General features: G+C 62.5%; 24 protein-coding genes and 2 pseudogenes. 11 read left to right on the forward strand and 15 right to left on the reverse strand.

Features of this window, described 5'->3' with window-relative positions; genetic code table 11:
- Positions 1-66: 66 nt before the first annotated feature.
- Positions 67-942 carry a pca regulon transcriptional regulator PcaR gene (pcaR, locus tag DM807_RS10165; RefSeq protein WP_012273989.1) on the reverse strand — a complete coding sequence of 292 codons (876 nt, stop codon included), beginning with the start codon at positions 940-942 and terminating at the stop codon, positions 67-69.
- 475 nt (positions 943-1,417) lie between these two features.
- Between pcaR and DM807_RS10170 the strand changes: the two genes are divergently transcribed.
- Positions 1,418-1,618 (forward strand): hypothetical protein, encoded by a 201-nt coding sequence (locus tag DM807_RS10170; RefSeq protein ID WP_012273990.1) that lies wholly within the window; start codon positions 1,418-1,420, stop codon positions 1,616-1,618.
- Between the two features lie 314 nt (positions 1,619-1,932).
- Positions 1,933-3,405: an inorganic phosphate transporter gene (locus tag DM807_RS10175; RefSeq protein WP_041166780.1), complete on the forward strand. Its 1,473-nt coding sequence runs from the start codon at positions 1,933-1,935 to the stop codon at positions 3,403-3,405.
- A 95-nt stretch (positions 3,406-3,500) separates the two neighbouring features.
- On the opposite strand, the gene DM807_RS10180 is transcribed toward DM807_RS10175, so the two are convergent.
- A complete protein-coding gene (locus DM807_RS10180) occupies positions 3,501-4,976 on the reverse strand; it encodes a helicase HerA-like domain-containing protein (RefSeq protein ID WP_060494382.1) in 1,476 nt (491 codons plus the stop codon).
- A gap of 168 nt (positions 4,977-5,144) precedes the next feature.
- Here DM807_RS10180 and DM807_RS28095 point away from each other — a divergent pair.
- The 5 genes and pseudogenes from DM807_RS28095 to gpgF form a co-directional block, all read left to right on the forward strand.
- Positions 5,145-6,161 (forward strand): annotated as a pseudogene (locus DM807_RS28095) (cache domain-containing protein); the annotation flags it as partial.
- Between the two features lie 261 nt (positions 6,162-6,422).
- Positions 6,423-7,019, forward strand: a pseudogene (locus DM807_RS28100) (methyl-accepting chemotaxis protein); the annotation flags it as partial.
- A 221-nt stretch (positions 7,020-7,240) separates the two neighbouring features.
- Positions 7,241-8,362, forward strand: a complete 1,122-nt coding sequence (gene gpgS / locus DM807_RS10190) for an N-acetylglucosaminyl phosphatidylglycerol synthase (protein WP_012273994.1) — start codon at positions 7,241-7,243, stop codon at positions 8,360-8,362.
- Entirely contained in the window at positions 8,355-9,119 is a 765-nt protein-coding gene (gene gpgD / locus DM807_RS10195; RefSeq protein WP_060494705.1) for an N-acetylglucosaminyl phosphatidylglycerol deacetylase, read from the forward strand. The genes gpgS and gpgD overlap by 8 nt, the downstream gene beginning before the upstream one ends.
- Positions 9,116-10,108 carry a glucosaminyl phosphatidylglycerol flippase gene (gene gpgF / locus DM807_RS10200; protein ID WP_060514019.1) on the forward strand — a complete coding sequence of 331 codons (993 nt, stop codon included), beginning with the start codon at positions 9,116-9,118 and terminating at the stop codon, positions 10,106-10,108. The genes gpgD and gpgF overlap by 4 nt, the downstream gene beginning before the upstream one ends.
- Positions 10,109-10,313: 205 nt before the next feature.
- Here gpgF and purU read toward each other — a convergent pair whose 3' ends face one another.
- Entirely contained in the window at positions 10,314-11,165 is an 852-nt protein-coding gene (gene purU / locus DM807_RS10205) for a formyltetrahydrofolate deformylase (RefSeq protein ID WP_012273997.1), read from the reverse strand.
- Between the two features lie 271 nt (positions 11,166-11,436).
- Between purU and mvaT the strand changes: the two genes are divergently transcribed.
- A complete protein-coding gene (gene mvaT / locus DM807_RS10210) occupies positions 11,437-11,814 on the forward strand; it encodes a histone-like nucleoid-structuring protein MvaT (protein ID WP_012273998.1) in 378 nt (125 codons plus the stop codon).
- 72 nt (positions 11,815-11,886) lie between these two features.
- On the opposite strand, the gene sbcB is transcribed toward mvaT, so the two are convergent.
- The 3 genes from sbcB to DM807_RS10225 all read right to left on the reverse strand — a co-directional run bounded on the left by sbcB (position 11,887) and on the right by DM807_RS10225 (position 14,247).
- A complete protein-coding gene (sbcB, locus tag DM807_RS10215) occupies positions 11,887-13,320 on the reverse strand; it encodes an exodeoxyribonuclease I (RefSeq protein WP_179027344.1) in 1,434 nt (477 codons plus the stop codon).
- 57 nt (positions 13,321-13,377) lie between these two features.
- Complete coding sequence (locus DM807_RS10220) at positions 13,378-13,737, reverse strand: PilZ domain-containing protein (protein ID WP_012274000.1); 360 nt, start codon at positions 13,735-13,737, stop codon at positions 13,378-13,380.
- A gap of 123 nt (positions 13,738-13,860) precedes the next feature.
- Complete coding sequence (locus tag DM807_RS10225) at positions 13,861-14,247, reverse strand: tol-pal system YbgF family protein (RefSeq protein ID WP_012274001.1); 387 nt, start codon at positions 14,245-14,247, stop codon at positions 13,861-13,863.
- 179 nt (positions 14,248-14,426) lie between these two features.
- On the opposite strand from DM807_RS10225, the gene pyk reads away from it, so the two are divergent.
- A complete protein-coding gene (gene pyk, locus DM807_RS10230; RefSeq protein WP_012274002.1) occupies positions 14,427-15,881 on the forward strand; it encodes a pyruvate kinase in 1,455 nt (484 codons plus the stop codon).
- Between the two features lie 41 nt (positions 15,882-15,922).
- Here the strand turns inward: pyk and DM807_RS10235 are convergent, their stop codons facing one another.
- The gene (locus tag DM807_RS10235) at positions 15,923-16,843 is read right to left on the reverse strand and encodes an iron-sulfur-binding ferredoxin reductase (protein ID WP_179027345.1); all 921 of its coding nucleotides are present in this window, start codon (positions 16,841-16,843) and stop codon (positions 15,923-15,925) included.
- Between the two features lie 249 nt (positions 16,844-17,092).
- Between DM807_RS10235 and DM807_RS10240 the strand changes: the two genes are divergently transcribed.
- Positions 17,093-18,616 (forward strand): fumarate hydratase, encoded by a 1,524-nt coding sequence (locus DM807_RS10240; RefSeq protein ID WP_012274004.1) that lies wholly within the window; start codon positions 17,093-17,095, stop codon positions 18,614-18,616.
- Positions 18,617-18,719: 103 nt separating this feature from the next.
- Here DM807_RS10240 and DM807_RS10245 read toward each other — a convergent pair whose 3' ends face one another.
- Together DM807_RS10245 and DM807_RS10250 are read right to left on the reverse strand one after the other, a co-directional pair.
- Positions 18,720-19,592, reverse strand: a complete 873-nt coding sequence (locus tag DM807_RS10245; RefSeq protein ID WP_179027346.1) for a carbon-nitrogen hydrolase family protein — start codon at positions 19,590-19,592, stop codon at positions 18,720-18,722.
- Entirely contained in the window at positions 19,589-20,179 is a 591-nt protein-coding gene (locus tag DM807_RS10250; protein WP_060494278.1) for a GNAT family N-acetyltransferase, read from the reverse strand. The genes DM807_RS10245 and DM807_RS10250 overlap by 4 nt, the downstream gene beginning before the upstream one ends.
- A 115-nt stretch (positions 20,180-20,294) precedes the next feature.
- Between DM807_RS10250 and DM807_RS10255 the strand changes: the two genes are divergently transcribed.
- Positions 20,295-20,693, forward strand: a complete 399-nt coding sequence (locus DM807_RS10255; protein WP_012274007.1) for a nuclear transport factor 2 family protein — start codon at positions 20,295-20,297, stop codon at positions 20,691-20,693.
- Positions 20,694-20,762: 69 nt separating this feature from the next.
- On the opposite strand, the gene DM807_RS10260 is transcribed toward DM807_RS10255, so the two are convergent.
- From DM807_RS10260 to DM807_RS10285, 6 genes are all read right to left on the reverse strand, one after another.
- Positions 20,763-21,344, reverse strand: a complete 582-nt coding sequence (locus tag DM807_RS10260; protein WP_171577218.1) for a DJ-1/PfpI family protein — start codon at positions 21,342-21,344, stop codon at positions 20,763-20,765.
- 48 nt (positions 21,345-21,392) lie between these two features.
- Entirely contained in the window at positions 21,393-22,550 is a 1,158-nt protein-coding gene (locus DM807_RS10265) for a phospholipase D-like domain-containing protein (RefSeq protein WP_179027347.1), read from the reverse strand.
- Between the two features lies 1 nt (position 22,551).
- A complete protein-coding gene (locus DM807_RS10270) occupies positions 22,552-23,133 on the reverse strand; it encodes a YceI family protein (protein ID WP_012274010.1) in 582 nt (193 codons plus the stop codon).
- 44 nt (positions 23,134-23,177) lie between these two features.
- Positions 23,178-23,474 carry an amidase gene (locus tag DM807_RS10275; protein ID WP_179027348.1) on the reverse strand — a complete coding sequence of 99 codons (297 nt, stop codon included), beginning with the start codon at positions 23,472-23,474 and terminating at the stop codon, positions 23,178-23,180.
- Positions 23,471-24,553 carry a serine hydrolase domain-containing protein gene (locus tag DM807_RS10280; protein WP_179027351.1) on the reverse strand — a complete coding sequence of 361 codons (1,083 nt, stop codon included), beginning with the start codon at positions 24,551-24,553 and terminating at the stop codon, positions 23,471-23,473. The genes DM807_RS10275 and DM807_RS10280 overlap by 4 nt, the downstream gene beginning before the upstream one ends.
- A gap of 76 nt (positions 24,554-24,629) precedes the next feature.
- Positions 24,630-25,517: an acyl-CoA dehydrogenase middle domain-containing protein gene (locus DM807_RS10285; RefSeq protein ID WP_012274013.1), complete on the reverse strand. Its 888-nt coding sequence runs from the start codon at positions 25,515-25,517 to the stop codon at positions 24,630-24,632.
- Between the last annotated feature and the right edge of the window lie 141 nt (positions 25,518-25,658).

The following is a 25,658-nucleotide window of genomic DNA, read 5'->3' on the forward strand; positions in this document are numbered from 1 at the left end:
GCGTTTATCGCACAAGAAACGGTTTTGCCTGTTCTATTTTGGGGCCGCTTTGCGGCCCCTGCGGCCTCACCCGAACAACTGATGGCAAAGGTCGCGGCTGGCCGCCAGCAGAATCGGCAAGAACCGCTGCTCCAGCTCGCTGCGCGTCACCCGGCCAACATGGGTGCTCACGTTCAATGCCGCCAACACTTGCCCCGAAGCGTCGTAAACCGGCACTGCAATCGAGCGCAACCCCTGCTCCAGCTCCTGGTCCACCACGCACCACCCTTGGGCGCGTACCTGCTGGATGCAGGCAAACAATGACTCTGGGTCATTCAGCGTCCGACTGGTGCGCGCCTTCAGGTCGGCACGGTCCAGGTACTCACGCAGGCTGGTGTCGTCCATGGCCGCCAGCAGAATGCGCCCCATCGACGTGCAATACGCCGGCAAGCGACCGCCCACCGACAGGTCGACCGAAATCAGCCGCTCCACCGTGGCCGAACGCGCTATATAAAGGATGTCGTCACCTTCGAGGGTGGCCATGTTGGCCGCCTCATGCAACTGATCGCTGATGCGGTCCAGGTAGGGTTGGGCAGAAATCGCCAGCGGCGTCGACGACAGGTACGCATGCCCCAGGGTCAGCACTTTGGGCAGCAGCGAATAGGTACGCCCGTCTGTGGTGGCGTAACCGAGCTTGATCAACGTGTGCAGGCAACGGCGCACCGCTGCGCGGGGGATTTCGGTGCGGTGGCTGATCTGGGCGATGGTCAGGTGGCGTTTGCGCTCCTGGAACGCCTGGATCACGGCCAGGCCACGCGCCAGGGAGGTCATGAAGTCCGGATCACCGGTAAAGGCCTGGATGCGCTTGGCCGGGGAGGCCACGATCGGCGGCGCCATGGCAGCCGAAGCAGGTCGTGCTGCCTCCGGATTGCCGGAATCGTTGCCCAGGGTTTCGTCACTCATCGCACACCTCAAAAAAAACGCCGGTTCGTGCGATTATCGAACAAACGGCCGATAATCGCAATTGACCGCCGACACTTTTGCTTATACCTTTCTCATGCCACTTGTGGCTTCTTTGGAGAGACTGGTCAGGTACCCACCGTAGAAGTCCCCAGGCAACGGCCTCGCCTTCCGGCGAGGCCGTTTTTCATTACAGCCGCGCTCCGGCAATGCAGCGAACTTTTATCGGTGACGCCTTTCAAACTTGTACGAAAGGTCCAAACTGATTCCGAACACATCCCAGTACTTGCATCAGCTGATGTCAGGTTTGGTAAATAACGATGTTCGGCAAATTATCGATTGCTATAATCGATTACGCAGGCCCCCACGCTACCGTGGTAATGGAACCTTCCGCTGTATCAAGCCGTTGCGGCCAGCAAGGCATGTGCATGTGCACCATGCATAACAACAGTCATTACTCTTCATTCAGGTACTGCATGTGACGAAAGATGAACTGCGCGCAGAACTCGAGCGCCAGGCTGAACGTTACAAGGATGTTTACGGTGGCGAAGTCACCACTTACGCCGCACAACCGGATCCAGAACGCAAACCTTGGCGCAAACGTGCCAGCGTGCGTGACCAGTCCTTCAGCCAGGAACTGGAACGCATGGAAAAGGAACTGCGCAGCGACAATCCCTGAGGCTCGGAGCCACGCCCGCGCGTCGTCGCCCGGCCAGCCCGGGCGCGGTCGATTTTTACTGTCCGGCTGATGATGAAATGGAATTACACAAATTTCATACGGCCGTTTGAATAATGGCGAAGCGGATTTTTCTTCGCTTTTATGTCTTTTTTCGCCAGCGTTTGTGCTTTTTAGCCGATTTTCACCTACCCATAGTCCCCGTCAAGCACGGCTCGCGTGCGCCATGAAGATTGCCATCGGTCTGCAGCAGGTGCATCGATTGCCAAGGTTTTCTGGCATAATCCCGCCCCCCTATGACCCGCCAGACAACCTTCATGATCGATTTATTCAGCGGACTGGATGCCTGGGTGTTGGTGAGCCTGCTGCTCGCCTTGACCTTCGTACTCGCCTTCGAGTTCATCAATGGCTTTCATGACACCGCCAACGCGGTAGCTACTGTCATCTATACCAAAGCCATGCCGCCGCACCTCGCCGTGTTCTTCTCCGGCGTGTTCAACTTCCTTGGCGTTCTGCTCGGTGGTGTTGGGGTGGCCTATGCCATCGTGCACCTGCTGCCGGTAGAGCTGCTGATCAATGTGAACACCGGACACGGCCTGGCCATGGTCTTCTCGCTGCTGGCTGCGGCCATCACCTGGAACCTGGGCACTTGGTACTTCGGCATCCCGGCCTCCAGCTCGCACACGCTGATCGGCTCCATTCTCGGTGTCGGCTTGGCCAACGCCCTGATCAACGACATCCCGCTGGGCGACGGCGTCAACTGGCAAAAGGCGATCGACATCGCCATGTCGCTGGTGGTCTCGCCCATGGCCGGCTTCGCCGTTGCCGCCCTGGTGCTGATCGGCCTGAAATGGTGGCGCCCGCTGTCGAAGATGCACAAAACCCCCGAGCAGCGCCGCAAGCTCGACGACAAGAAGCACCCGCCGTTCTGGAACCGCCTGGTCCTGGTGGTTTCCGCCATGGGTGTAAGCTTCGTGCACGGCTCCAACGACGGCCAGAAAGGCATCGGCCTGATCATGCTGGTACTGATCGGTATCGTCCCGGCCAAGTTCGTCCTCGACCTGAACAGCACCACGTACCAGATCGAGCGTACCCGCGACGCTACCCTGCACATGAGCCAGTTCTACCAGCGCAATGCCGCGACCCTGGGCGAATTCCTGGCACTGGGCAAGGCCAAGGCCAGCGACCTGCCGGAGCAGTTCAGCTGCAACCCACAGCAGACCGAACCGACCATCGCCGCACTGCAGTCCTCGTTGCAAGGCGTGACCGACTACCACAGCCTGGACGCCGAGAAGCGCGTCGAAGTGCGTCGCTACCTGCTGTGCCTGGATGACACGGCGAAGAAGGTTGGCAAACTGCCAGGCCTGGAAGCCCGTGAAAAGGCCGACCTTGAGAAACTGCGCAAAGACCTCACCGCCACCACCGAATACGCCCCATTCTGGGTAATCGTGGCCGTCGCCCTGGCCCTGGGCCTTGGCACCATGGTTGGCTGGAAGCGTGTGGTGTTGACCGTTGGCGAGAAGATCGGCAAACAGGGCATGACATACGCCCAAGGTATGTCGGCACAGATCACCGCAGCCTGCGCCATCGGCATGGCCAACGTGTTCGCCCTGCCGGTATCGACCACCCATGTGCTGTCGTCCGGTGTGGCCGGCACCATGGTCGCCAACAAAAGTGGCCTGCAAGGCGGCACCGTGAAGACCATCCTGCTGGCCTGGATCCTGACCCTGCCTGCCTCGATGGGCTTGGCGGCCGGCCTGTTCTGGCTGGCGTCCAAAGCCATTGGCTGACGGACACCGCAATAGAAAAAGGCGCCCAAGGGCGCCTTTTCTATGGCTATTTTCCTGCACTTAGTAGGAGCAGGTCGCCTGCCAGGTGCAGGTCATCACTTTTTCTTGCCGCCGAGCAACGACCCCATCAACCCGCGTACCAACTGCCGCCCCAACTGGTTGGCCGCCTGGCGTACCGCCGACTTGATCGCCTGCCCCGCCGCACTCTGCAAGAACTCACCGGCCTTGTCGGAAAAGCTCTCCTCATCCGCCTTCGGTTGCGGCGCCGGTTCCACCGCCTCGCCCTTGCGCTGGGTCAGCATCTCATAGGCCGACTCACGGTCCACAGGCTTGTCATAGCGCCCCGCCAACGGCGAGGCCGCAACCAACGCACTGCGCTCAACTGCACTCAGCGGCCCTATACGTGACTGCGGCGGTGCAACCAGTACCCGCTGCACCATGGCCGGCGTGCCCTTTTCTTCCAGCGTGCCCACCAGCGCCTCGCCAATCCCCAACTCAGTCAACACCGCCAGGGTGTCGAACGCAGGATTGGGGCGGAAGCCATCGGCCACAGCCCGCAGCGCCTTCTGCTCCTTGGCAGTAAACGCCCGCAGACCATGTTGTATGCGCAAACCTAGCTGGGCCAGCACCGCGTCGGGCAAGTCTCCTGGCGACTGGGTGACGAAATACACCCCCACGCCCTTGGAGCGGATGAGCCGCACCACTTGCTCAAGACGGTCCTGCAATGCCTTGGGCGTGCCGTTGAACAGCAAGTGCGCCTCATCGAAGAACAGTGCCAGCACCGGCTTGTCGGCATCGCCGCGCTCGGGCAACTGCTCGAACAACTCGGCCAGCAGCCACAACAGGAACGTCGCATACACTTTGGGTGCTTCGTGCACCAGCCGGCTGGCATCGAGCAAGTGGATGCGGCCACGGCCATCCGGGTCCGGGCGCAGCAAGTCCTCCAACTGCAATGCCGGCTCACCAAACAGCGCCTCCGCTCCCTGCTGCTCAAGGGTTGCGAGCCGGCGCAGCAAGGCCTGAGTGGAGGCCGTGGTCATCAGCGCACTGTCTTCGCCGAGCAGTTGCGGGTTGTCTTTCAGGTGCGCAAGCAGAGCCTTGAGGTCCTTGAGGTCCAGCAGCAGCAGGCCTTCGCGGTCAGCCACCTTGAAGGCTGCATACAGCGCCGCCTGCTGGCTGTCGGTCAGCTCCAGCAAGTTGCCCAGCAGCAGCGGCCCCATTTCACTGAGGGTGGTGCGCAGCGGGTGGCCGGACTGCCCGGCAATGTCCCACAAGCTCACCGGGTAAGCCCGAGGCGTATGCCCCAGCCACGGCATGCCGGCGATGCGCTCGGCCACCTTGCCCTGGGGTGCACCGGCTGCGCCCAGGCCGCAGAGGTCACCTTTGACATCAGCGGCGAACACCGCCACCCCGGCGTCGCTGAACACTTCCGCCAGGTGCTGCAGGGTCACGGTCTTGCCTGTACCGGTTGCGCCCGCCACCAGACCGTGGCGGTTGGCCAGGCGCATTGCTTGCCCGACAGGCTGGCCATCCGGGCCAGCACCTACAACGATGGTCGAAAATTCCGACATCTCTTTAATCCTCTGCTCAAGCTTTAGCTTAATTCGGCCGATACCTGTGGGTGATATTCGCCTTAATAGAGAGGAACAACCGAAAAGGGACTTTTCTGGATGTTGCACTGCCTACCGCTCCACTCGTGCGAACGCCTGATATAAAACCTTAGCGGAACCGATTACGCCATGAACAAAAGCCTTCGTTTCAGCCACAAGATTCTTTTGGCAGCATCACTGATCGTGATACTTGCCTTCAGCCTTTTCACCCTCTACAACGATTACCTCCAGCGTAATGCGATCCGCGAGGACCTGGAAAACTATCTGGCTGAAATGGGCACCTCCACTTCGACCAACATCCGCAACCTGTTCGAAGGCCGCATCAAACTGGTGGAGAACCTGGCACAGAACATTGCCCAGGACCCGACCAACGCCGAAACCCTGATGGGCCAGAATGCGCTGATATCCAGCTTCCTTACCGTGTACCTGGGCAAGGTCGACGGCGGTTTCAGCGTGCGCCCCGACGCAAAGATGCCCGACGGCTATGACCCACGTACCCGTCCCTGGTACAAGGACGGCATGAGCGCCAGCGGCGCAACCCTGACCGAACCGTACATCGACATGACCACCAACAAGATGGTCATCGGTATCCTCAGCAAGGTCTCCAGCAGCGTTGGCGTGGTTGGTGGCGACCTGGCCCTGGACGGCCTGGTGCAGATCATCAACTCGCTGAACTTCGGCGGCATGGGCTATGCCTTCCTGGTCAACGACCAGGGCAAGATCCTGGTGCACCCGGACAAAGACCTGGTGATGAAGTCACTGTCAGACCTGTTCCCGCAGCACACGCCAAAACTGACAGGCGAGCTGACCGAAGTGCAGAGCGATGGCCAGGCCCGCCTGCTGACCTTCACCCCGATCACCGGCTTGCCGTCGGCCAACTGGTACATCGGTTTGTCGGTGGACAAGGACAAGGCCTTCTCGATGCTCAGCACCTTCCGCACCTCGGCGGTGATCGCCACGGTAGTGGCGGTGGTGATCATCATCGGCCTGCTCGGTTTGCTGATTCGCGTGTTGATGCAGCCGCTGCACACCATGACGCGCGCCATGGAAGACATTGCCGAAGGTGAAGGCGACCTGACCAAGCGCCTGCGCATCCACAACCACGACGAATTCGGCATCCTCGGCAACGCCTTCAACCGGTTCGTCGAGCGTATTCACAGCAGCATCCGCGAAGTGTCTTCGGCCACCGAGCAGGTCAACGAAGTGGCCCTGCGGGTCATCAGTGCTTCGAATTCATCGATGACCAACTCCGACGAGCAGTCCAACCGCACCAACAGTGTCGCCGCCGCCATCAACGAGTTGGGCGCCGCCGCTCAGGAAATTGCCGGCAATGCCGCTCAAGCCTCGCAGCACGCCAGTTCCGCGCGCCTGCTGGCCGAAGAGGGCCAGCAAGTGGTCGAGCGCAACATTGCTGCGATGAACCGCCTGTCCGACCTGATCGTCACGTCCAGCGAGCACATCGAAACGCTGAACAGCAAGACCGTGAATATCGGCCAGATCCTCGAAGTGATCACCAGCATCTCCCAGCAGACCAACCTGCTGGCGCTGAACGCCGCCATCGAAGCAGCCCGCGCCGGTGAAGCCGGGCGTGGTTTTGCCGTGGTTGCCGACGAAGTGCGCAACCTGGCGCACCGCACCCAGGAATCGGCGCAGCAGGTGCAGACCATGATCGAAGAGCTGCAGGTCGGTGCCCGCGAGTCGGTCGACACCATGGACCAGAGCCAGCGCCACAGCCAGGACAGCATGCAGATCGCCAACCAGGCCGGTGAGCGGCTGGACAGCGTGACCGTGCGCATTGGCGAGATCGATGGCATGAACCAATCGGTGGCCACTGCCACCGAAGAACAGACCGCCGTGGTCGAGGCGATCAACATGGACATCAACGAGATCAACATGCTCAACCAGGAAGGCGTGGAAAACCTGCAGGCGACCCTGCGCGCGTGCTCCGACCTTGAGCAGCAGGCTGGCCGCCTGAAGCACCTGGTGGGCAGCTTCCGCATCTAAATACAGACCGCACCGCCCGCCCCCACAAGGACAGCACAACCCCGAAGGGTTGCGCCCTACCTGTGGGGGCGGGCGAGCCCGCGAAACAACCAACACCACTCGACGAGCCTGCCCCACCCAACCCCGATCGAACAAACTATCCTTCACACAGGTCAACCTTTAGGCGCGTCATCGCCGGCAAGCCACCGCCGGATGACAGACCCGAAGACGATCCCGGAGGGATGCTGATCGTGCATATCGCCGACATCACCATGTTCTACGCCCCGGCCAGCGGTGGCGTACGTACCTATCTTGATGCCAAACATCACCGTCTCGACGCCATCCACGGCGTACGCCACAGCCTGTTGATCCCCGGCGCCAGCGCCCACCAAGCCGATGGCATCTACCAGGTTCCCGCTCCACCCTTGCCGTTTGGCAAGGGCTATCGTTTTCCTGTACGCCTGGCCCCATGGTGCAATACGCTGCGCACGCTCAAACCCGACCTGATAGAAGTCGGCGACCCCTACCTCACCGCATGGGCCGCGCTGGAGGCCCGGCGCCAACTCGACGTGCCGGTAATCGGTTTCTACCATTCCGACTTGCCGTTGCTGGTGAGCAACCGCATGGGCAACTGGTTCACGCCCAATGTCGAAGCCTATGTCAGCAAGCTGTACGGCAATTTCGACCGGGTACTGGCGCCCAGCCAGGTCATGGCCGACAAATTGCGCCGCCTGGGCGTGCGCGATGTACACGTGCAGCCGCTGGGCGTTGACCTTGCCACGTTCCATCCCGCCCAGCGCGACCCGCACCTGCGCGCCGAACTGGGCATAGCCGACACCAGCCGCCTGTTGATCTACGCCGGCCGCGGCTCGCGGGAAAAGAACCTGCCGGTGCTGCTCGACTGCATGCAGCAACTCGGCCACCCCTACCACCTGCTGCTGGTGGGCTCGAACATGCCGGCCAGCGTGCCGCACAACGTCAGCGTCATCGACCACTTCTGCCCTGCTGCAGAGGTGGCCCGGCTGATGGCCAGTGCCGACCTGCTGGTGCATGCTGGCGACCAGGAAACCTTCGGCCTGGTCATCCTCGAAGCCATGGCCAGCGCCACACCCGTGGTGGCCGTACGCGCAGGTGCGTTCACTGAAATCATCAACGAGCAGTGTGGCCGCCTGTGCACGCCCAACGAGGGTCGGGCGATGGCGATGGCAGTGCGCGAGGCGTTCGAGGCGGGGGTCCGCAAGCTCGGCATGCAGGCCCGTCGTCATGTAGAGCAACATTATTCATGGGATAAGGTGGTGGCGGGCCTGCTACAGCACTACCAAGCCGTGCTCGGCCATCAGCCGCAGGTGCGTGCCCATGCTTGAGCCCTCCTCCAGGCAACGCAGCCTCCTGCTGGTATTGCATGATGTGGCCCCAGAAACCTGGCCGGACTATGCGCCGTTCGTACACGCCGTGGATGCGCTGGGCAACGTGCCCATGACATGGCTGGTGGTCCCTGACTTCCATCGGCGTAATCCGCTGCACCAGGCACCCTCGTTCTGCCGCGTGCTGGACGAACGCCTGGCCAACGGCGACGAGCTGGCGCTGCACGGTTACGCCCATGCCGACGAAGGACCGGCACCGCGCAGCCCCATCGACTACTTCATGCGGCGCATCTACACGCATGAAGGTGAGTTCTATAGCCTCGATGAGCACGCCGCGCTTACCCGGCTGCAGGATGGCCTGGCGCTGTTCGAGGACCAAGGCTGGCCCGTAGCAGGCTTTGTCGCACCCGCCTGGCTCATGAGCCAGGGCACTCGGCAAGCCTTGCGCCGCCTGCCGCTGAAGTACACCAGCACACCGCAACACCTTTACCGTTTGCCGGACTTCACAGCCATCGATGCGCCAGGCCTGGTCTGGAGTGCCCGGAGCGCATGGCGTCGTACTTTGTCCCGCGCAGTGTGCAACTGGCAATGTCAACGCTGGCAGGACGCGAGCACATTGCGCCTCGGGCTGCACCCTGTGGACATGCGCCACCGCTCATCCCGTGACTATTGGCTGCGAACACTCGAAAGCCTGTTGAAGGACGGCCGCGAGCCGCTGACCAAATCTGCCTGGCTGGAGCGCCAGGTGCCAGCATGAACCGCTGGGCCTGGCTGGCGCTGGCATTGCTGGGTGCAGCGCTGGTGCCCGTGCTGCTGGGTGGTAGCGAGCTGCTGCCAAGGCTAAGCCGGTTCGACCCACAACTGATGCTGATATTGCTTGGCATGATTTTGTCGTGCTGGCTCATCAACGCCTTGCGCCTGCGCTTGTTGCTCGGCGAGCAGGCAAAGCAGTTGAGCCCTGCACGCAGCCTGGGCGTGGTGATGGCCACCGAGTTCGCCATCTGCACCACCCCCGGCGGCAGTGGCGGCCCGTTGACCCTGATGGCCCTACTGGCGCGCAATCGCATCGGCCCGGCGCGCAGCGCTGCGGTATTCGCCATGGACCAGCTGAACGACCTGGTGTTCTTCTTCTGCGCGATGCTGACGATCGCCGGCTACGCACTGTTCCACAGCCTGGGCCGCAGCCAGGAAAGCATGCTGCTTGGCAGTGCATTACTGCTGTGCACAACGCTGGCCGGTGTGGTCGCGCTGTTGCGCTACCGACGCACGGTAATGCGCATGAACGGCAGGCTGTTGCAGCGCCTGGGCATGGGGCCGCCGCGCAAACGCCGCTGGGCGCGCAAACTGCTGCACTTCATCGCTGCCCTGGCACAGACCTGGCGCCTGCCCAAGCGCACCTTGAGCCTGGTTTTCACCCTCACCTGCGTCCACTGGGGGCTGCGCTACAGCGTGCTGTTCCTGGTGTTGCGGGGGCTGGGGGTAGAGCTGGCGTGGATCCCCAGCTTCCTGGTGCAGATGCTGTCGCTCAGTGCCGGCCAGTTCAGCCTGCTGCCTGGCGGGGCCGGGGCCGCCGAGCTGACTTCGGCCACCTTGCTGACACCCTTGGTGGGCAGCTCGACCGCAGCGGCGGCGATCCTGATATGGCGAGGGGTTACTTACTACTTTTATCTGCTGGCAGGCGGGCCTGTGTTCGTGTGCCTGCTGGCGCGTCCTTTGCTGGAGCGCTGGCGGCGGCAGGCGGGTTGAGCTGTTGCCAGAGTTCGGCGGCGCCTGGGAAGTCGGTGCCGTCGGTTTCGTCCAGGGCTTCGGGGTCGTAACGGGCCAGGCACCCTTCGCCAAGGGTGGGTGGGGGTGAAGCGGTTGGGGCATTGCGCTGCTTGGCCATTAGCGATCCTTTCAAGATTTTTGGGGCCGCTTTGCGGCCCAAAAATCCCACAGGCAACCTGCTGTTTCAGTCAAACACGACAGTCTTGTTGCCATGCACCAGCACGCGGTCTTCCAGGTGATAGCGCAGGCCACGGGCCAGCACCATCTTCTCCACATCACGGCCAAAGCGGACCATGTCCTCGATGCTGTCGGCATGGCTGACACGCACCACGTCCTGCTCGATGATCGGACCGGCGTCCAGCTCTTCGGTGACGTAGTGGCAGGTCGCACCGATCAGCTTCACGCCACGCAGGGCGGCCTGGTGGTACGGCTTGGCGCCGACGAACGAAGGCAGGAAGCTGTGGTGAATGTTGATGACCTTCTCTGCATAGTCCCGGCACAGTTGCGGCGGCAGGATTTGCATATAGCGGGCCAGTACCACCACGTCGGCGGCGTGCTCCTGCACCAGGCGCGACACCTCGGCGAAGGCCGGGGCCTTGTCCTTGGGATCGACCGGCACATGGAAGAACGGAATACCGTGCCACTCGACCATGCTGCGCAAATCATTATGGTTGGAGATCACGCAAGGGATCTCGCAGTCCAGCTCATCGGTGTGCCAGCGGTGCAGCAAGTCTGCCAGGCAGTGAGACTCACGGCTGGCCATCAGTACCACGCGTTTTTTCTGCGCCGAGTCGGTAATGCGCCAGGCCATGGAGAACTCTTCGGCGATTGGCGCAAACGCCTCACGGAAAGCTTCGATACCGAACGGCAGAGATTCAGCGCGGATTTCATGGCGCATGAAGAACCAACCGCTCTGCTCATCGGAGTGGTGGCTGGCTTCGTTGATCCAGCCATTGTACAAGGCCAGGAAATTACTGACTTTCGCCACGATGCCTACACGGTCGGGGCAGGCGATCACCAGACGATAGGTGCGCATGAATGAGACTCCAGAACTTCGCAAAGGCGCCCATTCTAGCGGCACGCCAGCAAAAGCGCAGTATTGATCGCAGCCACGATGGCATATGCAGGCCCAAATCGATGCACGGGCAGCGTCTGGCAGACATGGGCTTTATGTAAAATTTTGTTCACGTTGAGAAATGTTGTCACAGCTTAATTAACAGTTAATGGTCCAATCTTATGTTTACTTGCGAGTATCGCCTGTCTATTATTGCCCCACACATTTCTGAACACGCATTAAGGAACACTCCATGTCCCTGATCAACGAGTACCGCGCTACCGAAGAAGCCATCAAGGAACTTCAGGCCCGCCTGGCCAACCTGTCGCAGGATGACAAGCTGAAGAAAGAACTGGAGTTCGAAGGCAAACTGCGCACACTGATGGGCGAGTACTCCAAGTCGCTGCGCGACGTGATTGCCCTGCTCGACCCAGAGTCGAAACTGAGCAAAGCACCGCGTGGCGCGGTCAAGACTACCGCCACCAAGCGTGCACGTAAGGTCAAGCAATACAAAAACCCGCACAACGGTGAAGTGATCGAAACCAAAGGCGGCAACCACAAAACCCTGAAAGAGTGGAAAGCCACTTGGGGCGGCGATGTGGTTGAAAGCTGGGCAACCCTGCTGGACTGATAGTCCGCATACACCGTTTGCTTCACACAACAAAAACGCCGGCACATTGCCGGCGTTTTTGTTTACCTACCATCAGCCAATTGCAAATTGTGCCTGCAATTGACGGGCATGCACTTGCCAGGCCTCGAGCACTCGCCGGCCCGCCTCGTCGGCCCCCTGCCAGGCTTGCTGGCGCGCCTGTTCAAAGTCGCCCAGGGTATTGGGTGCGCCCCACTGCGGGTCGCTCAGGCGTTGCTGGCAGAAGCCGTACCACCGATGCCGCTCTTCGCTGGTCAAGGTTTCAGGGAAGTTACGAGCCCGATAACGGAACAACAGCTCCGGCAAACGCGGGTCATCGAACATCCAGTGGCCACGGCTCAACTGCGCCGGTTCCAGCGCACGAACTTGCTCGCATAAACGCCGGTCGCGGTCACCGATAAATCCCTCATACAACTGCTGTTCCGGGTCTTCACTCGGGGCGAACTCATCCTTGCCATAGATGTGTTCCAGCTTGTCTTGCCATTGCGCCTGTTGATTGGCCAACTGTTCACCGCGCGATTGTAACAACGTCAAGTCCAGACCCAACCGTTGTTGATCGGCCGGGCGCAATACCGACAGCGGCGCCAGTACCGGGCAGCGATTGATCTGCACCAATTTGAGCGGTACCGGTAATTCACCTTCGGCCAATTCATCATGACGGGTGTACAAGCGCTGACGCAGAACTTCAGCATTTTCCCGTAGTAACGGTAGGGTTTCATGGTGCAGGTCGCAGACAATCAGCGCATTGCGATTACGCGGGTGCCAGGCCAGTGGCAATACGACACCCAGGTAATTACGCGCCGCAGAAAAACGCCCGGATATATGCACCAGGGGCTGCAACAAACGAATTTGCTCCATCACTTTATGCTTGCTGCGCAACTGGAACAGCCAGTCATACAACTTGGGCTGTTTCTGCCGAATCAGGCGGGCCAGGGCAATGGTTGCCCGCACGTCGGAAAGCGCTTCGTGGGCATGCCCGTGGTCAATGCCATTGGCCTTGCTCAGCAGTTCCAGGCGCAGGCTGGTGCGCCCGTCCTGCTGCGGCCATTGGATGCCATCCGGGCGCAGGGCATAGGCGGTGCGCACGATGTCGATCAGGTCCCAGCGGCTGTTACCGCCCTGCCACTCACGGGCATAGGGGTCGAAAAAATTGCGGTACAAACTGTAGCGGGTCACTTCATCGTCGAAGCGCAGCGTGTTGTAGCCCGCGCCACAGGTACCCGGCTGCGCCAGTTGTGCGTGCACCTGGGTCATGAACTCGGCTTCGCACAGGCCCTGCTCAGCCAGCAACTGCGGGGTGATGCCGGTTACCAGGCAGGCCGCCGGGTGCGGCAGGATATCGTCCGAGGGCCGGCAATAAAGGCTGATCGGCTCGTCGATTTCGTTGAGGTCGAAGTCAGTGCGCACACCAGCCACCTGCAGCGGCCGATCGCAGCGCGGGTTGATGCCAGTGGTTTCGTAGTCGTGCCAGAAAATGCTGGAGCTCACGGGGTCGTCCTGTATCGAGGTCGACCCGATTCTAGCGCGATTCTAGAAAGCCAAGGTTCAGACGCGAGCGTTGGCGGGGCGGAAACTGAAATACTCGCGCAGCGAGCGCACGAAATCATCGTACTCGCGTGGAGACTGCAGCAGCATGAAGCCCGAATCGTAGTGCCCCGGCGTCTGGTCCTCGCGGCACCACAGGCAACTGGCGGTGAGGTTGACGAACTGGTGCCCGCCGCCAGCCAGTGGCATGCGCAGTTGCAGCTCGTAATCAGGCCCGACCAGCACGGGTAGCTGGCTGATGACCATCAAGCCATCTTCGGAGGCATTGCCCAGCTGACCGAGTTCCTGACCGGTAAAACGGTTGAACACCTTGAGGACGCAAGGCAGTTGATGACGTTCGATGTGGCGCTTGTTGAACATGATCGCGAGTGTATTCCGTACCTGATGCCAGGAATACAAGGTACTGGCGGTTGTTGTAACAGCTGAGTTACAGATTAGCGCAGCGCGCGCAGCAAATCTCGTGAAATAAACCACACCTTGGTGTTAGCGCCAAGGTGCGGTCGTCACCGGGCTGGCCACGGCCGCTTCAACGCCGCGCACATGGCCGAGTTTTTCCAGCGTCTGCAGGCGCGCCTGGGCACGATAGGCGTACTCGTTGCCCGGGTACTGCTGGATCAAGTACTGGTAAGTCTGCGCAGCATCCACGTACAACGCCTGGCGCTCCAGGCACTGGCCGCGCAGCAACGATACCTCGGGGTGGATGAACGGCCGTGCACGGCTGGTGCGGTCAACCTGCGACAACTCGAGCATGACGCGTGCACAATCGCCCCGGTCGTAGGCGCGGTAGGCATTGTTCAGGTGGTGGTCCATCGACCAGCGGGTGCAGCCGACGGCGCTGACGGCCAGGGCTAAAACGATCAGGGCTCGCATGGGGATCTCCTTTGATGCCAGTGTATCGGCGTTTGCCTGCAAATCTTCACACCCTTTTGCAAGGATACCCTGCCCGTTCAAATGCCACCCTGCCTTGGTCGCAGGTAGTGCAACGGAACAATGACTACAGCGAGATTCAGGAGTAGCCTTTCGCTGCGCTTCACTATAGGAGTTTGTGCATGAGCATCCGCCGTACCAAAATCGTCGCCACCCTTGGCCCCGCCAGCAACTCGCCGGAAGTGATCGAACAGCTGATCCTTGCCGGCCTGGACGTGGCACGCCTGAACTTCTCCCACGGCACGCCGGACGAGCACAAGGCCCGCGCGCGCCTGATCCGTGACATCGCCGCCAAGAACGGCCGCCATGTTGCATTGCTGGGCGACCTGCAGGGTCCGAAGATCCGCATCGCCAAGTTCGCCAATAAGCGCATCGAATTGAAGATCGGTGACAAGTTCACCTTCTCCACCGCCCACCCGCTGACCGAAGGCAACCAGGACATCGTCGGTATCGACTACCCCGACCTGGTCAAGGACTGCGGCGTTGGTGACGAGCTGCTGCTCGACGATGGTCGCGTGGTCATGCGCGTCGAAACCGCCACTGCAGACGCCCTGCACTGCGTGGTGATCATCGGTGGCCCGCTGTCGGACCACAAAGGCATCAACCGTAAAGGTGGCGGCCTGACCGCACCGGCCCTGACCGAAAAAGACAAGGCCGACATCAAGCTGGCCGCGGAAATGGACCTGGACTACCTGGCCGTATCCTTCCCACGTGACGCCAGCGACATGGAATACGCGCGCAAGCTGCGTGACGAGTCCGGCGGCAGCGCCTGGCTGGTGGCCAAGATCGAACGCGCCGAAGCGGTTGCCGACGACGAGACCCTCGACAAGCTGATCGCCGCCTCCGACGCAGTGATGGTTGCCCGTGGCGACCTGGGCGTGGAAATCGGCGACGCCGAGCTGATCGCCATCCAGAAGAAGATCATCCAGCACGCCCGCCGCAACAACAAGGCGGTGATCGTGGCGACCCAGATGATGGAGTCGATGATCCAGAACCCGATGCCGACCCGTGCCGAAGTGTCCGACGTGGCCAACGCCGTGCTGGACAACACCGACGCGGTGATGCTGTCGGCCGAAAGCGCCGCAGGTTCCTACCCGATCGAAGCCGTCCAGGCCATGGCCCGCATCTGCCTGGGTGCCGAAAAGCACCCGACCAGCCAGAAGTCCAGCCACCGCCTGCACACCACCTTCGAGCGCTGCGACGAAAGCATCGCCCTGGCGGCCATGTACACCGCCAACCACTTCCCGGGCGTGAAGGCGATCATCGCCCTGACCGAAAGCGGCTACACCCCGCTGATCATGTCGCGCCTGCGTTCGCACGTGCCGATCTTCGCCCTGTCGCCGCACCGCGCTACCCAGGCGCGCGCCAACATGTTCCGTGGCGTGTACCCGATTGCCTTCGACCCGGCTTCGCTGCCGGCCGACAAGGTGAGCCAGGCAGCCGTGGACGAGCTGCTCAAGCGTGGCCTGGTGCAGCAAGGTGACTGGGTGATCCTGACCAAGGGTGACAGCTACCACACCATCGGTGGCACCAACGGCATGAAGATCCTGCATGTCGGTGACCCGCTGGTCGGTTGATCTGCTGCTACAAAGGGGGCCGCTTTGCGGCCCCCTGCTATTCAGGCATGCTCGACAAACACATCAGCAAACACCTGCCCCCGTGGCACCCCGGCAATGAACAGCCGCCGGGCAAAACGCTCCACACTCCCCGGCGCCCCGCACACCAGCGCCACCGTCTGCCGTGACGCCAGCCGCAACCCGGCCAGCGCATCATCCATCTGTTCCGCCAGCACCAACTCGACTTTCACCCCTGGCAACTGCTGCAATGGCTCCGCCAAATAGTGCCCCGCCCGATCCCGTGCCACATGCAACAGCCGAATTTCCCCCCGATGCCCCTGGCGTAGCGCCTCGCGCAAGATGCCCCACAATGGCGCCAACCCGGTGCCCGCTGCCAACAACCACAGCGGCCGCTCCTGCCAGTCCGGGTCGTAATGCAAAGCCCCCCCTCTCAATTCACCCAGACGCATTTCATCGCCAACCCGTAGACCGCGCGCCTTGTCACAAAAGGCACCAGGGCGCTGGCAGTCGATATGAAACTCAAGTTGATCATCTTCACCTGGCAGGCTGGCCAGGGAATAAGGCCGTGCAACCTCGTCCAGCCACAGCACCACATGCTGACCCGCCTGATAGCGCAACGCACGCTGTGGCTGCAGGCGCAAACGCAGCACATCGCCGAACCAGTCCAGCGCACTGACCTTGGCCGGCACACCGTCGTGCCGAGGGTCGAACAGCACCAGGCGCAGGTCCTCGACCACACGGCACTGACAGGCCAGGCGCCAGCCCTGCGCATGCTTGTCAAGCGCCAGCGCCTCGGGCAAGGCATCCAACGGTTGCCCCGCCAGGCAGTGCACCAGGCAGGCATGGCAACTGCCGGCGCGGCAGCTGTAGGGCACATTCAACCCGGCCTCGTTCAGGGCATCGAGCAGGTTGCTGCCAGTCGGCACCGCCCAACGGTGCTCGCCCACGCAAATTTCGGGCATGTTCGGTACTTCTCCTGCTATCCCAGGCTCACTGTAAGCCAAGCAGAGCACGCCAGCAAAAAGGATGCCTGACCGCTGCCGACCATGGTCCAGACCGGCCGCAGGTGTGTCCGCCACGGATGCGCGCTATACTGCCGCGCCTTTTTCCGTCGGCCTGACCTGCCGGCGCCTTGCAAGGCGCTTCGACATGCTGGTCGGCAATGTCGAGCGTCTTTTTGAATGTTCCCGTCTTTAAGAGGAGCGCGCTGCATGACCGTGATCAAGCAAGACGACCTGATTCAGAGCGTCGCCGACGCCCTGCAATTCATCTCGTACTACCACCCCGTCGATTTCATCCAGGCCATGCACGAGGCCTATCTGCGTGAAGAGTCGCCTGCTGCACGCGATTCCATCGCCCAGATCCTGATCAACTCGCGCATGTGCGCCACCGGCCACCGCCCGATCTGCCAGGACACCGGTATCGTCACCGTGTTCGTGCGCGTGGGCATGGACGTACGCTGGGACGGCGCCACCCTGAGCGTCGACGACATGATCAACGAAGGTGTGCGTCGCGCCTACAACCTGCCTGAAAACGTCCTGCGCGCCTCGATCCTGGCCGACCCGGCCGGTGCTCGCAAGAACACCAAGGACAACACCCCGGCAGTGATCCACTACTCCATCGTCCCCGGCGACAAGGTCGAGGTCGATGTCGCAGCCAAGGGCGGCGGCTCGGAGAACAAGTCGAAGATGGCCATGCTCAACCCGTCCGACTCGATCGTCGACTGGGTGCTGAAGACCGTGCCGACCATGGGCGCTGGCTGGTGCCCGCCTGGCATGCTCGGCATCGGCATCGGCGGTACCGCCGAGAAAGCCGCAGTAATGGCCAAGGAAGTGTTGATGGAGTCCATCGACATCCATGAGCTGAAAGCCCGCGGCCCGCAAAACCGCCTGGAAGAAATCCGTCTGGAGCTGTTCGAGAAGGTCAACCAGCTGGGCATCGGCGCCCAGGGCCTGGGTGGCCTGACCACCGTGCTCGACGTCAAGATCATGGACTACCCGACCCACGCCGCCTCCCTGCCGGTGTGCATGATCCCCAACTGCGCCGCCACCCGCCACGCCCACTTCGTGCTCGATGGCTCCGGCCCGGCAGAACTGGAAGCGCCGTCGCTGGATGCCTACCCGGAAATCGTCTGGGAAGCTGGCCCGAGCGCCCGTCGCGTCAACCTCGACGACATCACCCCGGAAGAAGTCGCCAGCTGGAAGCCGGGCGAAACCATCCTGCTCAACGGCAAGATGCTGACCGGCCGCGATGCCGCGCACAAGCGCATGGTTGAAATGCTCAACCGTGGCGAAGAACTGCCGGTCGACCTGAAAGGCCGCTTCATCTACTACGTAGGCCCGGTCGACCCGGTCGGTGACGAAGTGGTAGGCCCAGCCGGCCCGACCACCGCCACTCGCATGGACAAGTTCACCCGCCAGATCCTCGAGCAGACCGGCCTGCTGGGCATGATCGGCAAGTCCGAGCGTGGCCCGACCGCCATCGAGGCGATCAAGGACAACAAGGCCGTGTACCTGATGGCCGTTGGCGGTGCTGCCTACCTGGTAGCCCAGGCCATCCGCAAGTCGAAGGTACTGGCCTTCGCCGAGCTGGGCATGGAAGCGATCTACGAGTTCGAGGTCAAGGACATGCCGGTTACCGTCGCCGTCGATAGCAACGGTGAGTCGGTACACATCACTGGCCCTGCCCTGTGGCAGAGCAAGATTGCCCAAAGCCTGGCAGTCGAAGTGAAGTAACCAGATGTAACTGCGGCGCCCGCTCCCACAGGTAACGCGTAGCCTTCTGGCTTGCGCTGTACGTGTGGGAACGGGCTTGCCCGCGAAGAGGCCACTGCTGTCATCACAGGGCTCTTTCAAACTGCTCCGGCCAGTCCCGCCAGGTAAACACCTGCCCTTCCCGCCTCACCCGCCGCACCTCCTCCAGGTCCACCTCACACACCAGCCACTGGCTGCAATCTGGGCTCAGCGCCTCACTCAACGCCACCACCCCATCCCCCGGCATCCCATGATCCGGCGGCACGAACAACCCTGCCCGGCCAATATTCTCGTCCAACGCCGGTGACCAGGGTGCCAACCCAACCGTAGGGCTCTGCAACACGGCGATCTGGTTCTCCAGCGCCCGCGCCTGGGCGCCAATGCGTACCCGGTGGTAACCGGCCTCGGTATCGGTACAGCTCGGCGCCAGGATCAGGTCGGCACCAGCCTCGGCCAAACGCCGGGCCAGCATGGGGAACTCATTGTCATAACAGATCAGAATCCCCAGCCGACCCAATTCGGTGTCGAACACCTGCAGCCCCTGGCCTGCAGCGATGTCCCACTGTTCGCGCTCGAACCGGGTCATCATCAGTTTGTCCTGGTAGCCCAGCACACCCAGGGGGCCGAACAGCCAGGCACGGTTGCGGTAGCGCCCATCGCTGTCCAGCACCGGCACGCTACCCGGTTGCAGGTAGATCCCCCAGCGCCGGGCAAGACCCTCGCACAGTGCTTTCCAGGGTTCGATCAGCGGCTGAATACCGGCAATCGAAGCCTTCAGGTCCCCTCGCTGCTCGGCACTCAGCTGGCCACTCAGCACCAGCCCGGCGTACTCCGGTAACAACAGCAAGCGAGCGCCCGCCTCTACCGCCTCGGCACACAGGCGTTGCAGGTGATCGGCGTAGGCGTCCCAGGTTTCATGCAGTTCGATGGCGTATTGGCAGGCCGCCATACGAATCATATCGGCAGCGCCTTGAGCCAGAACGACATTAACTTGTCGGAGCTTTCCGGTTCGTCCAAGTCGCGCCAGGCATAGCGGGTGCGTAGCGACGGGTCATGCAGAAAGCCGCGATTGCGCCAGAAGCCGTGCAAGGGTTTGTAGTCCGCTGGCCGTCGCGGGTGCACGCCTGGCCGCTCCACCGCGCAGAACGCGCAGTAATCGAACTCGGCCAGTTTGTGCGCGTAGGACTCGCGTTCGATGAAGAAGCGCACCCCCAGGCCCTGGCCACGGTATTCGGGCAGCACCAGCGATTCGCCAAAGTAATACACACTGGCGGGGTCGCGGCCTTGGGCCAGGAACGGCTGCTGGAACTCGGGCGCGACGTCCACCAGCGGCAGGCCGGTGGAAGCGCCGACCACTTTGCCGTCGTCCAGCGCCAGCACTACCAGGCTGCGCCCGGAGCGGGCGTAGTTGGACAGGTAGTCAGCCTCATACTCCGGGGTGCCGTCGTAAAGGTAGGGAAACTCGCGGAACACGGTAAGGCGCAGGCGAGCGAGGTCATCGATGTAAGGCGCGATAGCGGCGCCGTGCAACAGGCGTATTTCCATGCTTGGCGGTCGTTTTGTCGATGTGGATGACGCGCTCGGCTAAGCCGGGCTTGAGGGGAAACCCTATCATCCGAGGCAACGACCCGCCTTTTCCCTACACGACAGGTATTGTTCCATGACCGCTACCGAACTGGTAAATGCTTACTACGCCGCCTTCAACGCCGGCGACATGCCGGGCTTTCTGGCGCTGCTCAGCGAGGACGTGATCCACGACATCAACCAGGGCGAGCGGCAGATGGGCAAGGCCAGGTTTGCTGCGTTCATGGACAAGATGAACCGCTGCTACCGCGAACGTCTGGCCGACATCGTGGTGATGCAAAACGCCGATGGCAGCCGCGCGGCAGCGGAGTTCACCGTGCATGGCGAATACTTGGCCGATGACCAAGGGCTGCCAACTGCCAACGGGCAGACCTATGTACTGCCGGCGGGGGCTTTCTTCTACATCCACTGCGGCAAGATTGCCCGGGTGACCAACTACTACAACCTCAATGACTGGGTTGAGCAGGTTGCCTAAGCCTGACACGCCTGCTCCCGGGGGCGGTGGTAAACCTGCGGGAGCGGGCGTGCCTGCGAAGGGGCCCGGTCAGGCGATACGGGTACCCAGCACTTTGAGGAAGGCCGCCAGCCACGCCGGATGCGCTGGCCATGCGGGGGCAGTGACCAGGTTGCCGTCCACATGCGCCTGGTCCACTGCGATATCGATGAACGTACCGCCCGCCAATCGCACTTCCGGCGCACATGCCGGGTACGCACTGCACTCACGCCCCTCGAGCACCCCGGCCGCCGCCAGCAGCTGAGCGCCATGGCACACCGCCGCAATCGGCTTGCCGGCCTGGTCGAACGCCCGCACCAGCTCCAGCACCTTTTCATCCAGGCGCAGGTACTCTGGCGCACGGCCACCCGGGATCAGCAATGCGTCGTAACTTTCGGGCCGCACCCGCACGAAGTCATAATTCAGGGCAAAGTTGTGCCCAGGCTTTTCGCTGTAGGTCTGCTCACCCTCGAAGTCATGAATCGCGGTGCGCACAGTCTGCCCGGCCAGCTTTTCCGGGCACACCGCATGCACTGTGTGGCCGACCATGCTCAGGGCCTGAAACGGCACCATCGCTTCATAATCTTCAACGTAGTCGCCCACCAGCATGAGAATTTTCTTCGCCGTCATCACGCCCACTCCTTCGGTTAACTGTGAATAGTCACTGCACGATAGCCGCTGTCAGTCCCGACGGTCGAGGAAGTTGACCACCAACCGATCGAGCCAGCCCCAGATCCGTTGTTTCACCCTGCGCCACAAAGGGCGCGCATGCCAATGGGCAAGGTCGACTTCCTCGCATTGGGCAAAATCGCGCTCGAAGCTGGCCACCACCGCCGCCGTCAACGATGGGTCCAGCACCTCGATGTTGGCTTCAAGGTTGAAGCGCAGGTTCCAGTGGTCGAAGTTGCACGAACCGACGCTGACCCAGTCGTCCACCACCGCCATTTTCAGGTGCAGGAAGCACGGCTGGTACTCGAAAATCCGCACCCCGGCGCGCAGCAGGCGTGGGTAGTAGCGATGCCCGGCGTAGCGCACCGAGGGATGGTCGGTGCGGGGGCCGGTCAGCAGCAGGCGCACGTCCAGCCCCTTGCTGGCGGCCCGGCGCAACGAGCGGCGCACGCTCCAGGTCGGCAGGAAGTACGGTGTGGCCAGCCACACCCGTTGCTTGCCGCTGTTCAGCGCCCTCACCAGCGCATGCAGGATGTCCTGGTGCTGGCGGGCGTCGGCATAAGCGACCCGGCCCATGCCTTGCCCTTGTGCGGGCACCTTGGGCAGGCGCGGCAGGCCAAAGCCCTCTGCAGGGCGCCAGGCGGTGCGGCGGTTGTTGGCGTGCCACTGGCGATCGAACAGCAACTGCCAGTCGTTCACCACTGGCCCCTGCATCTGCACCATCACTTCGTGCCATTCGCTGGTCGCCTCGCCCGGCGTCCAGAATTCGTCGGTAACGCCCGTGCCCCCCACCACTGCCCAACGCTCGTCCACCAGCAGCAGTTTGCGGTGGTCGCGATACAGGTTGCGCAGGCCACGCTTCCAGCGCAGGCGGTTGTACCAGCGCAGGTACACGCCGGCGTCCGACAGGCGTTGGCGCAGCGCGCTGTTGAAAGCCAATGAGCCGTAGTCGTCAAACAGGCAACGCACCCGCACGCCGCGCCGGGCGGCCTGCTCCAGCGCTTCGACCACCGCCTCGGCACAGGCGCCGGCCTCGACCAGGTACAGCTCCAGGTCCACCTGAAACTCCGCGTGCTCGATCGCATTGAGCATGCGCGGAAAGAACGCGGGGCCGTCGATCAGCAATTCGAACTGGTTGCCATCCCGCCAGGGGAAGACTGGCCCCGCCATGTCAGCGAGCGGTGAAAATCAGCACCGCACTCACCGGCACCGATGGGTTGATGGACTTCAACTTGGCAAACTTGCGCAGGCTTTCCAGCCCGGGCAGCAAGCCGAAATCCTCGGCACGCAGCAGCAGCGGCTCGAGGGTTACAACCTGGAAGCGCCGCGCATCCAGGCGGGTAGCCAGTAGCAGGGCGTTGTAGCTGTGCGACTGGCCATGCAAGGTGACCGTTAGCGGCAGGCGCAACTCGATCTGCGCACCGTCGGCCAGGTCATTGATCGGCCGCAGGTCGATCTGCGCCTTCACTGTGGCCTCGGCGAATCGCTCGACCTCGAACAGGTTGTCGCGCATCTGCTCGTCACGCAGCGGGATGCCGCTGCTCACCGAGTCCATCTCGATACTCAACCCCGCCACACCCTTGCGGTCGACCGTACCGTGCAACACCAGAAAGCGATGCACTTCGGCGGTGTCGCCGTTCTTGCCGGTAATGAACGACAGGCGTGAAGACTCGCCATCAAGGTGCCAATTGGCATGGGCGGGCAGGCACAAAGCCAGCAGCAAGGCGGGTAACAGACGGGGCAGCTTGAACATGACAGATCTCGTGAAACCAAGCCGCCAACCTTACCCGCCTGCCCTCATGGCAGCAAGCGGCAGCCCTCGCGCGCGCCTTGCCAAGCGGCCTGGTTGCGCCGCCCCAGACCCTCTGCGGTCACTTGGCGCTGCCAGCTGTTTTCTTCCAGCAGGGTCAGCGGCAGCCATTGCTTCACGTAACCGTGGCAATACGCCTGATCGAAGCCCATGACAAAGCGGCACGAACAATATTCCTTGGCCGAGTAGGCCGAGAGAATGTCGGGGAAATCCGCCAGCGCCTGGCGCTCTTGCCAAGCCCAGTACAACAGCCCCGCCAGCACCAGCAGCGCTAACCGCTTCATGCTCCCGCCCCGGCCAATGCCGCCAGCACCCGCTTCAGCAGTTCGTCGTGCTGATAGCTGCCGTCGCGGTCATCGGCGTAACGCACGATCACCAATTTTTGCTCCGGTAGCACGTACAGCGCCTGGCCCCAGTGGCCAAGGGCGGCGAAGGTAGCTGCGGGGGCACTCGGCCAAGGCCGTTGGGCGCCGGTCAGCGGCTGGTTGAGCCACCAGTGCCCACCGGGGTTGGCCTCGCCGCTCAGCACTTCGGCTTGGGCAAACGGTGTGCGGTTGAAGGCTATCCAGGCCTTGGGCAGCAGTTGCCGGCCCTGCCAGCGGCCGTCGCGCTGCATCAGCAGGCCGATACGCGCCAGGTCGCGGGTACTGAGGTACAGATAGGAAGAGCCCACGTAAGTGCCTGCCCGGTCACGCTCCCACACCGCACTGTCGATACCCAGCGGAGTGAACAGTGCCTGCCAGGGGTAATCCGGGTACTGGCCCGCATCGAGCATGCCGCGCAGCGCGGCGGCCAGCAGGTTGCTGTCGCCACTGGAATAGAGAAATCGCTGCCCAGGGCTGGCCGACGTACCCCGCGCGGCCGTGTAGGCCGCCATGTCCGCACGACCACGGGTATACAACATGGCCACCACTGAGGATTTCAGCGGGGCGTACTCGTAGTCTTCCTGCCAGGCAAGGCCACTGGCCCAGTGCAGCAGGTCGGCCATACGCACGCCCGGATGCGCGCGCATGGGTGGATAGAAGCGGCTGACCGCGTCTTGCAGCTGAAAGCGGCCTTCGCCCTGGGCCACCCCCAGTAGCGTGGCCAGTACGCTTTTGCTCACCGACCAGGTCAGGTGCGCGGTGGCGGCAGTGGTGGGCGCGGTGTAGCGCTCGTGGACGATACGGCCGTCGCGGATGATCAGCAAGGCGTCGGTGCGGATGCCACTACGCTCGGAGGGGGCGCGTTCGGGGAAGGCGTAGGCATCGACGGCTTGCCAATCGAATGCGGCAGGGTCGCTTTGCCACTCCGGGTCAGGCCACTCTTCAGCCCAGGCGGGCGCCATGGCCATGCACAAAAGCAGCAGCAGACCTTTCAGCATCCCCATACAGGCTCACTTTTGTTGGGGCAGCAACGCGGCCCCAGGATTCAGAAGTTCACCCAAAGCTATCAGCCATTCATGACAATCCGGCAGCCGCCCAAGCTTTGTTCAACCGTTTCTCCCGCGCCGCCGCAGCCAACGCCATCACCCCTTGGTCACGCTGCCAGATTTGCGCCCAATGCACCGGCCCTGCTGCCAAGGCCGCGTCGATCGCCCCTCGCAACGCCTGAAACTGCGCGAACAACCCACCCAGCAGCAAATGGCAACCCGTGCTGTCAGCACACTGCCGGCTGCCCTCGGCACACCCTGCCAGCAACCCCAGCAGTTGCAGGCGCAAGTCCTGTGGCCAGGCGCTCTCCTGCCCCACGCCATACAACCAGGCCGTCAGTGCCGTGAGCACATACAAGTCTTCCAGCGAGCGAAACGGCTTCACGTAGGCATCCCAGCCGTCACCGGCCAGCAACTCGCACGCGGCCTGCTCCAGCAGCAATCGGCCATGGCCCACTTCCGGCATCAGCGGCAGGGTCGGCAGTGGCTCCAGCTTCACCCCCGGCTCACCGGGATAAACCACCGCCAGGTTCAGTTGCGGCGCCGCACCAGCCGCTTCGCTACGCGCCGCCACCAGCAACCACTCCGCCTCCAGGCCTGCGGTAACGAAGTCCTTGCTGCCCGTCAGCCGCAAGCCGTCCAGCCGCGTGTGCATGTCCGCTGGCCGCACACTGCGCCGCTCGGTGGCACACAAGGCGCCAAGGCTGGGCGGCGCACTGGGCCAAAGCACCCGCAGAGCGGCCTGGTAACCCACCAGAAAGGCCAGGCCAGGGGTGGCCATCGCGCGCCCGCCCAGTGCCGCGAGTTCGAACGGGGCAACCGGTCCGAGGCGCTCGAGCAGCCCGGCGTAGGTTTCGCCCAGGGTGCCTGCCAGCGCGTGGCGAAGCGGGTCGTTGAGTCGTTGCAACCAGGCCATGGCACAGCTCCTTGCTGGGGGCTTTCGGGGAAGGCTCAGGGGGTGTCACGCAAGCATCACCAAAGATTCACAGGGGTGACACCACGTCTACCTAGGCTGACTTTGCACAACAAAGCCGACCGGCCGCAACCCTTCATGGCT

Origin of the sequence: Pseudomonas hunanensis (assembly GCF_013393325.1) — a bacterium.
Lineage (GTDB): Bacteria > Pseudomonadota > Gammaproteobacteria > Pseudomonadales > Pseudomonadaceae > Aquipseudomonas > Aquipseudomonas putida_P.

What these genes read in the sequence shown, in the direction of transcription:
- pcaR (WP_012273989.1), bottom strand. Translation starts at nt 942, where the DNA reads ATGAGTGACGAAACCCTGGGCAACGATTCCGGCAATCCGGAGGCAGCA.
- DM807_RS10175 (WP_041166780.1), top strand. Translation starts at nt 1,933, where the DNA reads ATGATCGATTTATTCAGCGGACTGGATGCCTGGGTGTTGGTGAGCCTG.
- DM807_RS10180 (WP_060494382.1), bottom strand. Translation starts at nt 4,976, where the DNA reads ATGTCGGAATTTTCGACCATCGTTGTAGGTGCTGGCCCGGATGGCCAG.
- gpgS (WP_012273994.1), top strand. Translation starts at nt 7,241, where the DNA reads ATGCTGATCGTGCATATCGCCGACATCACCATGTTCTACGCCCCGGCC.
- gpgD (WP_060494705.1), top strand. Translation starts at nt 8,355, where the DNA reads ATGCTTGAGCCCTCCTCCAGGCAACGCAGCCTCCTGCTGGTATTGCAT.
- gpgF (WP_060514019.1), top strand. Translation starts at nt 9,116, where the DNA reads ATGAACCGCTGGGCCTGGCTGGCGCTGGCATTGCTGGGTGCAGCGCTG.
- purU (WP_012273997.1), bottom strand. Translation starts at nt 11,165, where the DNA reads ATGCGCACCTATCGTCTGGTGATCGCCTGCCCCGACCGTGTAGGCATC.
- mvaT (WP_012273998.1), top strand. Translation starts at nt 11,437, where the DNA reads ATGTCCCTGATCAACGAGTACCGCGCTACCGAAGAAGCCATCAAGGAA.
- DM807_RS10220 (WP_012274000.1), bottom strand. Translation starts at nt 13,737, where the DNA reads ATGTTCAACAAGCGCCACATCGAACGTCATCAACTGCCTTGCGTCCTC.
- DM807_RS10225 (WP_012274001.1), bottom strand. Translation starts at nt 14,247, where the DNA reads ATGCGAGCCCTGATCGTTTTAGCCCTGGCCGTCAGCGCCGTCGGCTGC.
- pyk (WP_012274002.1), top strand. Translation starts at nt 14,427, where the DNA reads ATGAGCATCCGCCGTACCAAAATCGTCGCCACCCTTGGCCCCGCCAGC.
- DM807_RS10235 (WP_179027345.1), bottom strand. Translation starts at nt 16,843, where the DNA reads ATGCCCGAAATTTGCGTGGGCGAGCACCGTTGGGCGGTGCCGACTGGC.
- DM807_RS10240 (WP_012274004.1), top strand. Translation starts at nt 17,093, where the DNA reads ATGACCGTGATCAAGCAAGACGACCTGATTCAGAGCGTCGCCGACGCC.
- DM807_RS10245 (WP_179027346.1), bottom strand. Translation starts at nt 19,592, where the DNA reads ATGATTCGTATGGCGGCCTGCCAATACGCCATCGAACTGCATGAAACC.
- DM807_RS10250 (WP_060494278.1), bottom strand. Translation starts at nt 20,179, where the DNA reads ATGGAAATACGCCTGTTGCACGGCGCCGCTATCGCGCCTTACATCGAT.
- DM807_RS10255 (WP_012274007.1), top strand. Translation starts at nt 20,295, where the DNA reads ATGACCGCTACCGAACTGGTAAATGCTTACTACGCCGCCTTCAACGCC.
- DM807_RS10265 (WP_179027347.1), bottom strand. Translation starts at nt 22,550, where the DNA reads ATGGCGGGGCCAGTCTTCCCCTGGCGGGATGGCAACCAGTTCGAATTG.
- DM807_RS10270 (WP_012274010.1), bottom strand. Translation starts at nt 23,133, where the DNA reads ATGTTCAAGCTGCCCCGTCTGTTACCCGCCTTGCTGCTGGCTTTGTGC.
- DM807_RS10275 (WP_179027348.1), bottom strand. Translation starts at nt 23,474, where the DNA reads ATGAAGCGGTTAGCGCTGCTGGTGCTGGCGGGGCTGTTGTACTGGGCT.
- DM807_RS10280 (WP_179027351.1), bottom strand. Translation starts at nt 24,553, where the DNA reads ATGCTGAAAGGTCTGCTGCTGCTTTTGTGCATGGCCATGGCGCCCGCC.
- DM807_RS10285 (WP_012274013.1), bottom strand. Translation starts at nt 25,517, where the DNA reads ATGGCCTGGTTGCAACGACTCAACGACCCGCTTCGCCACGCGCTGGCA.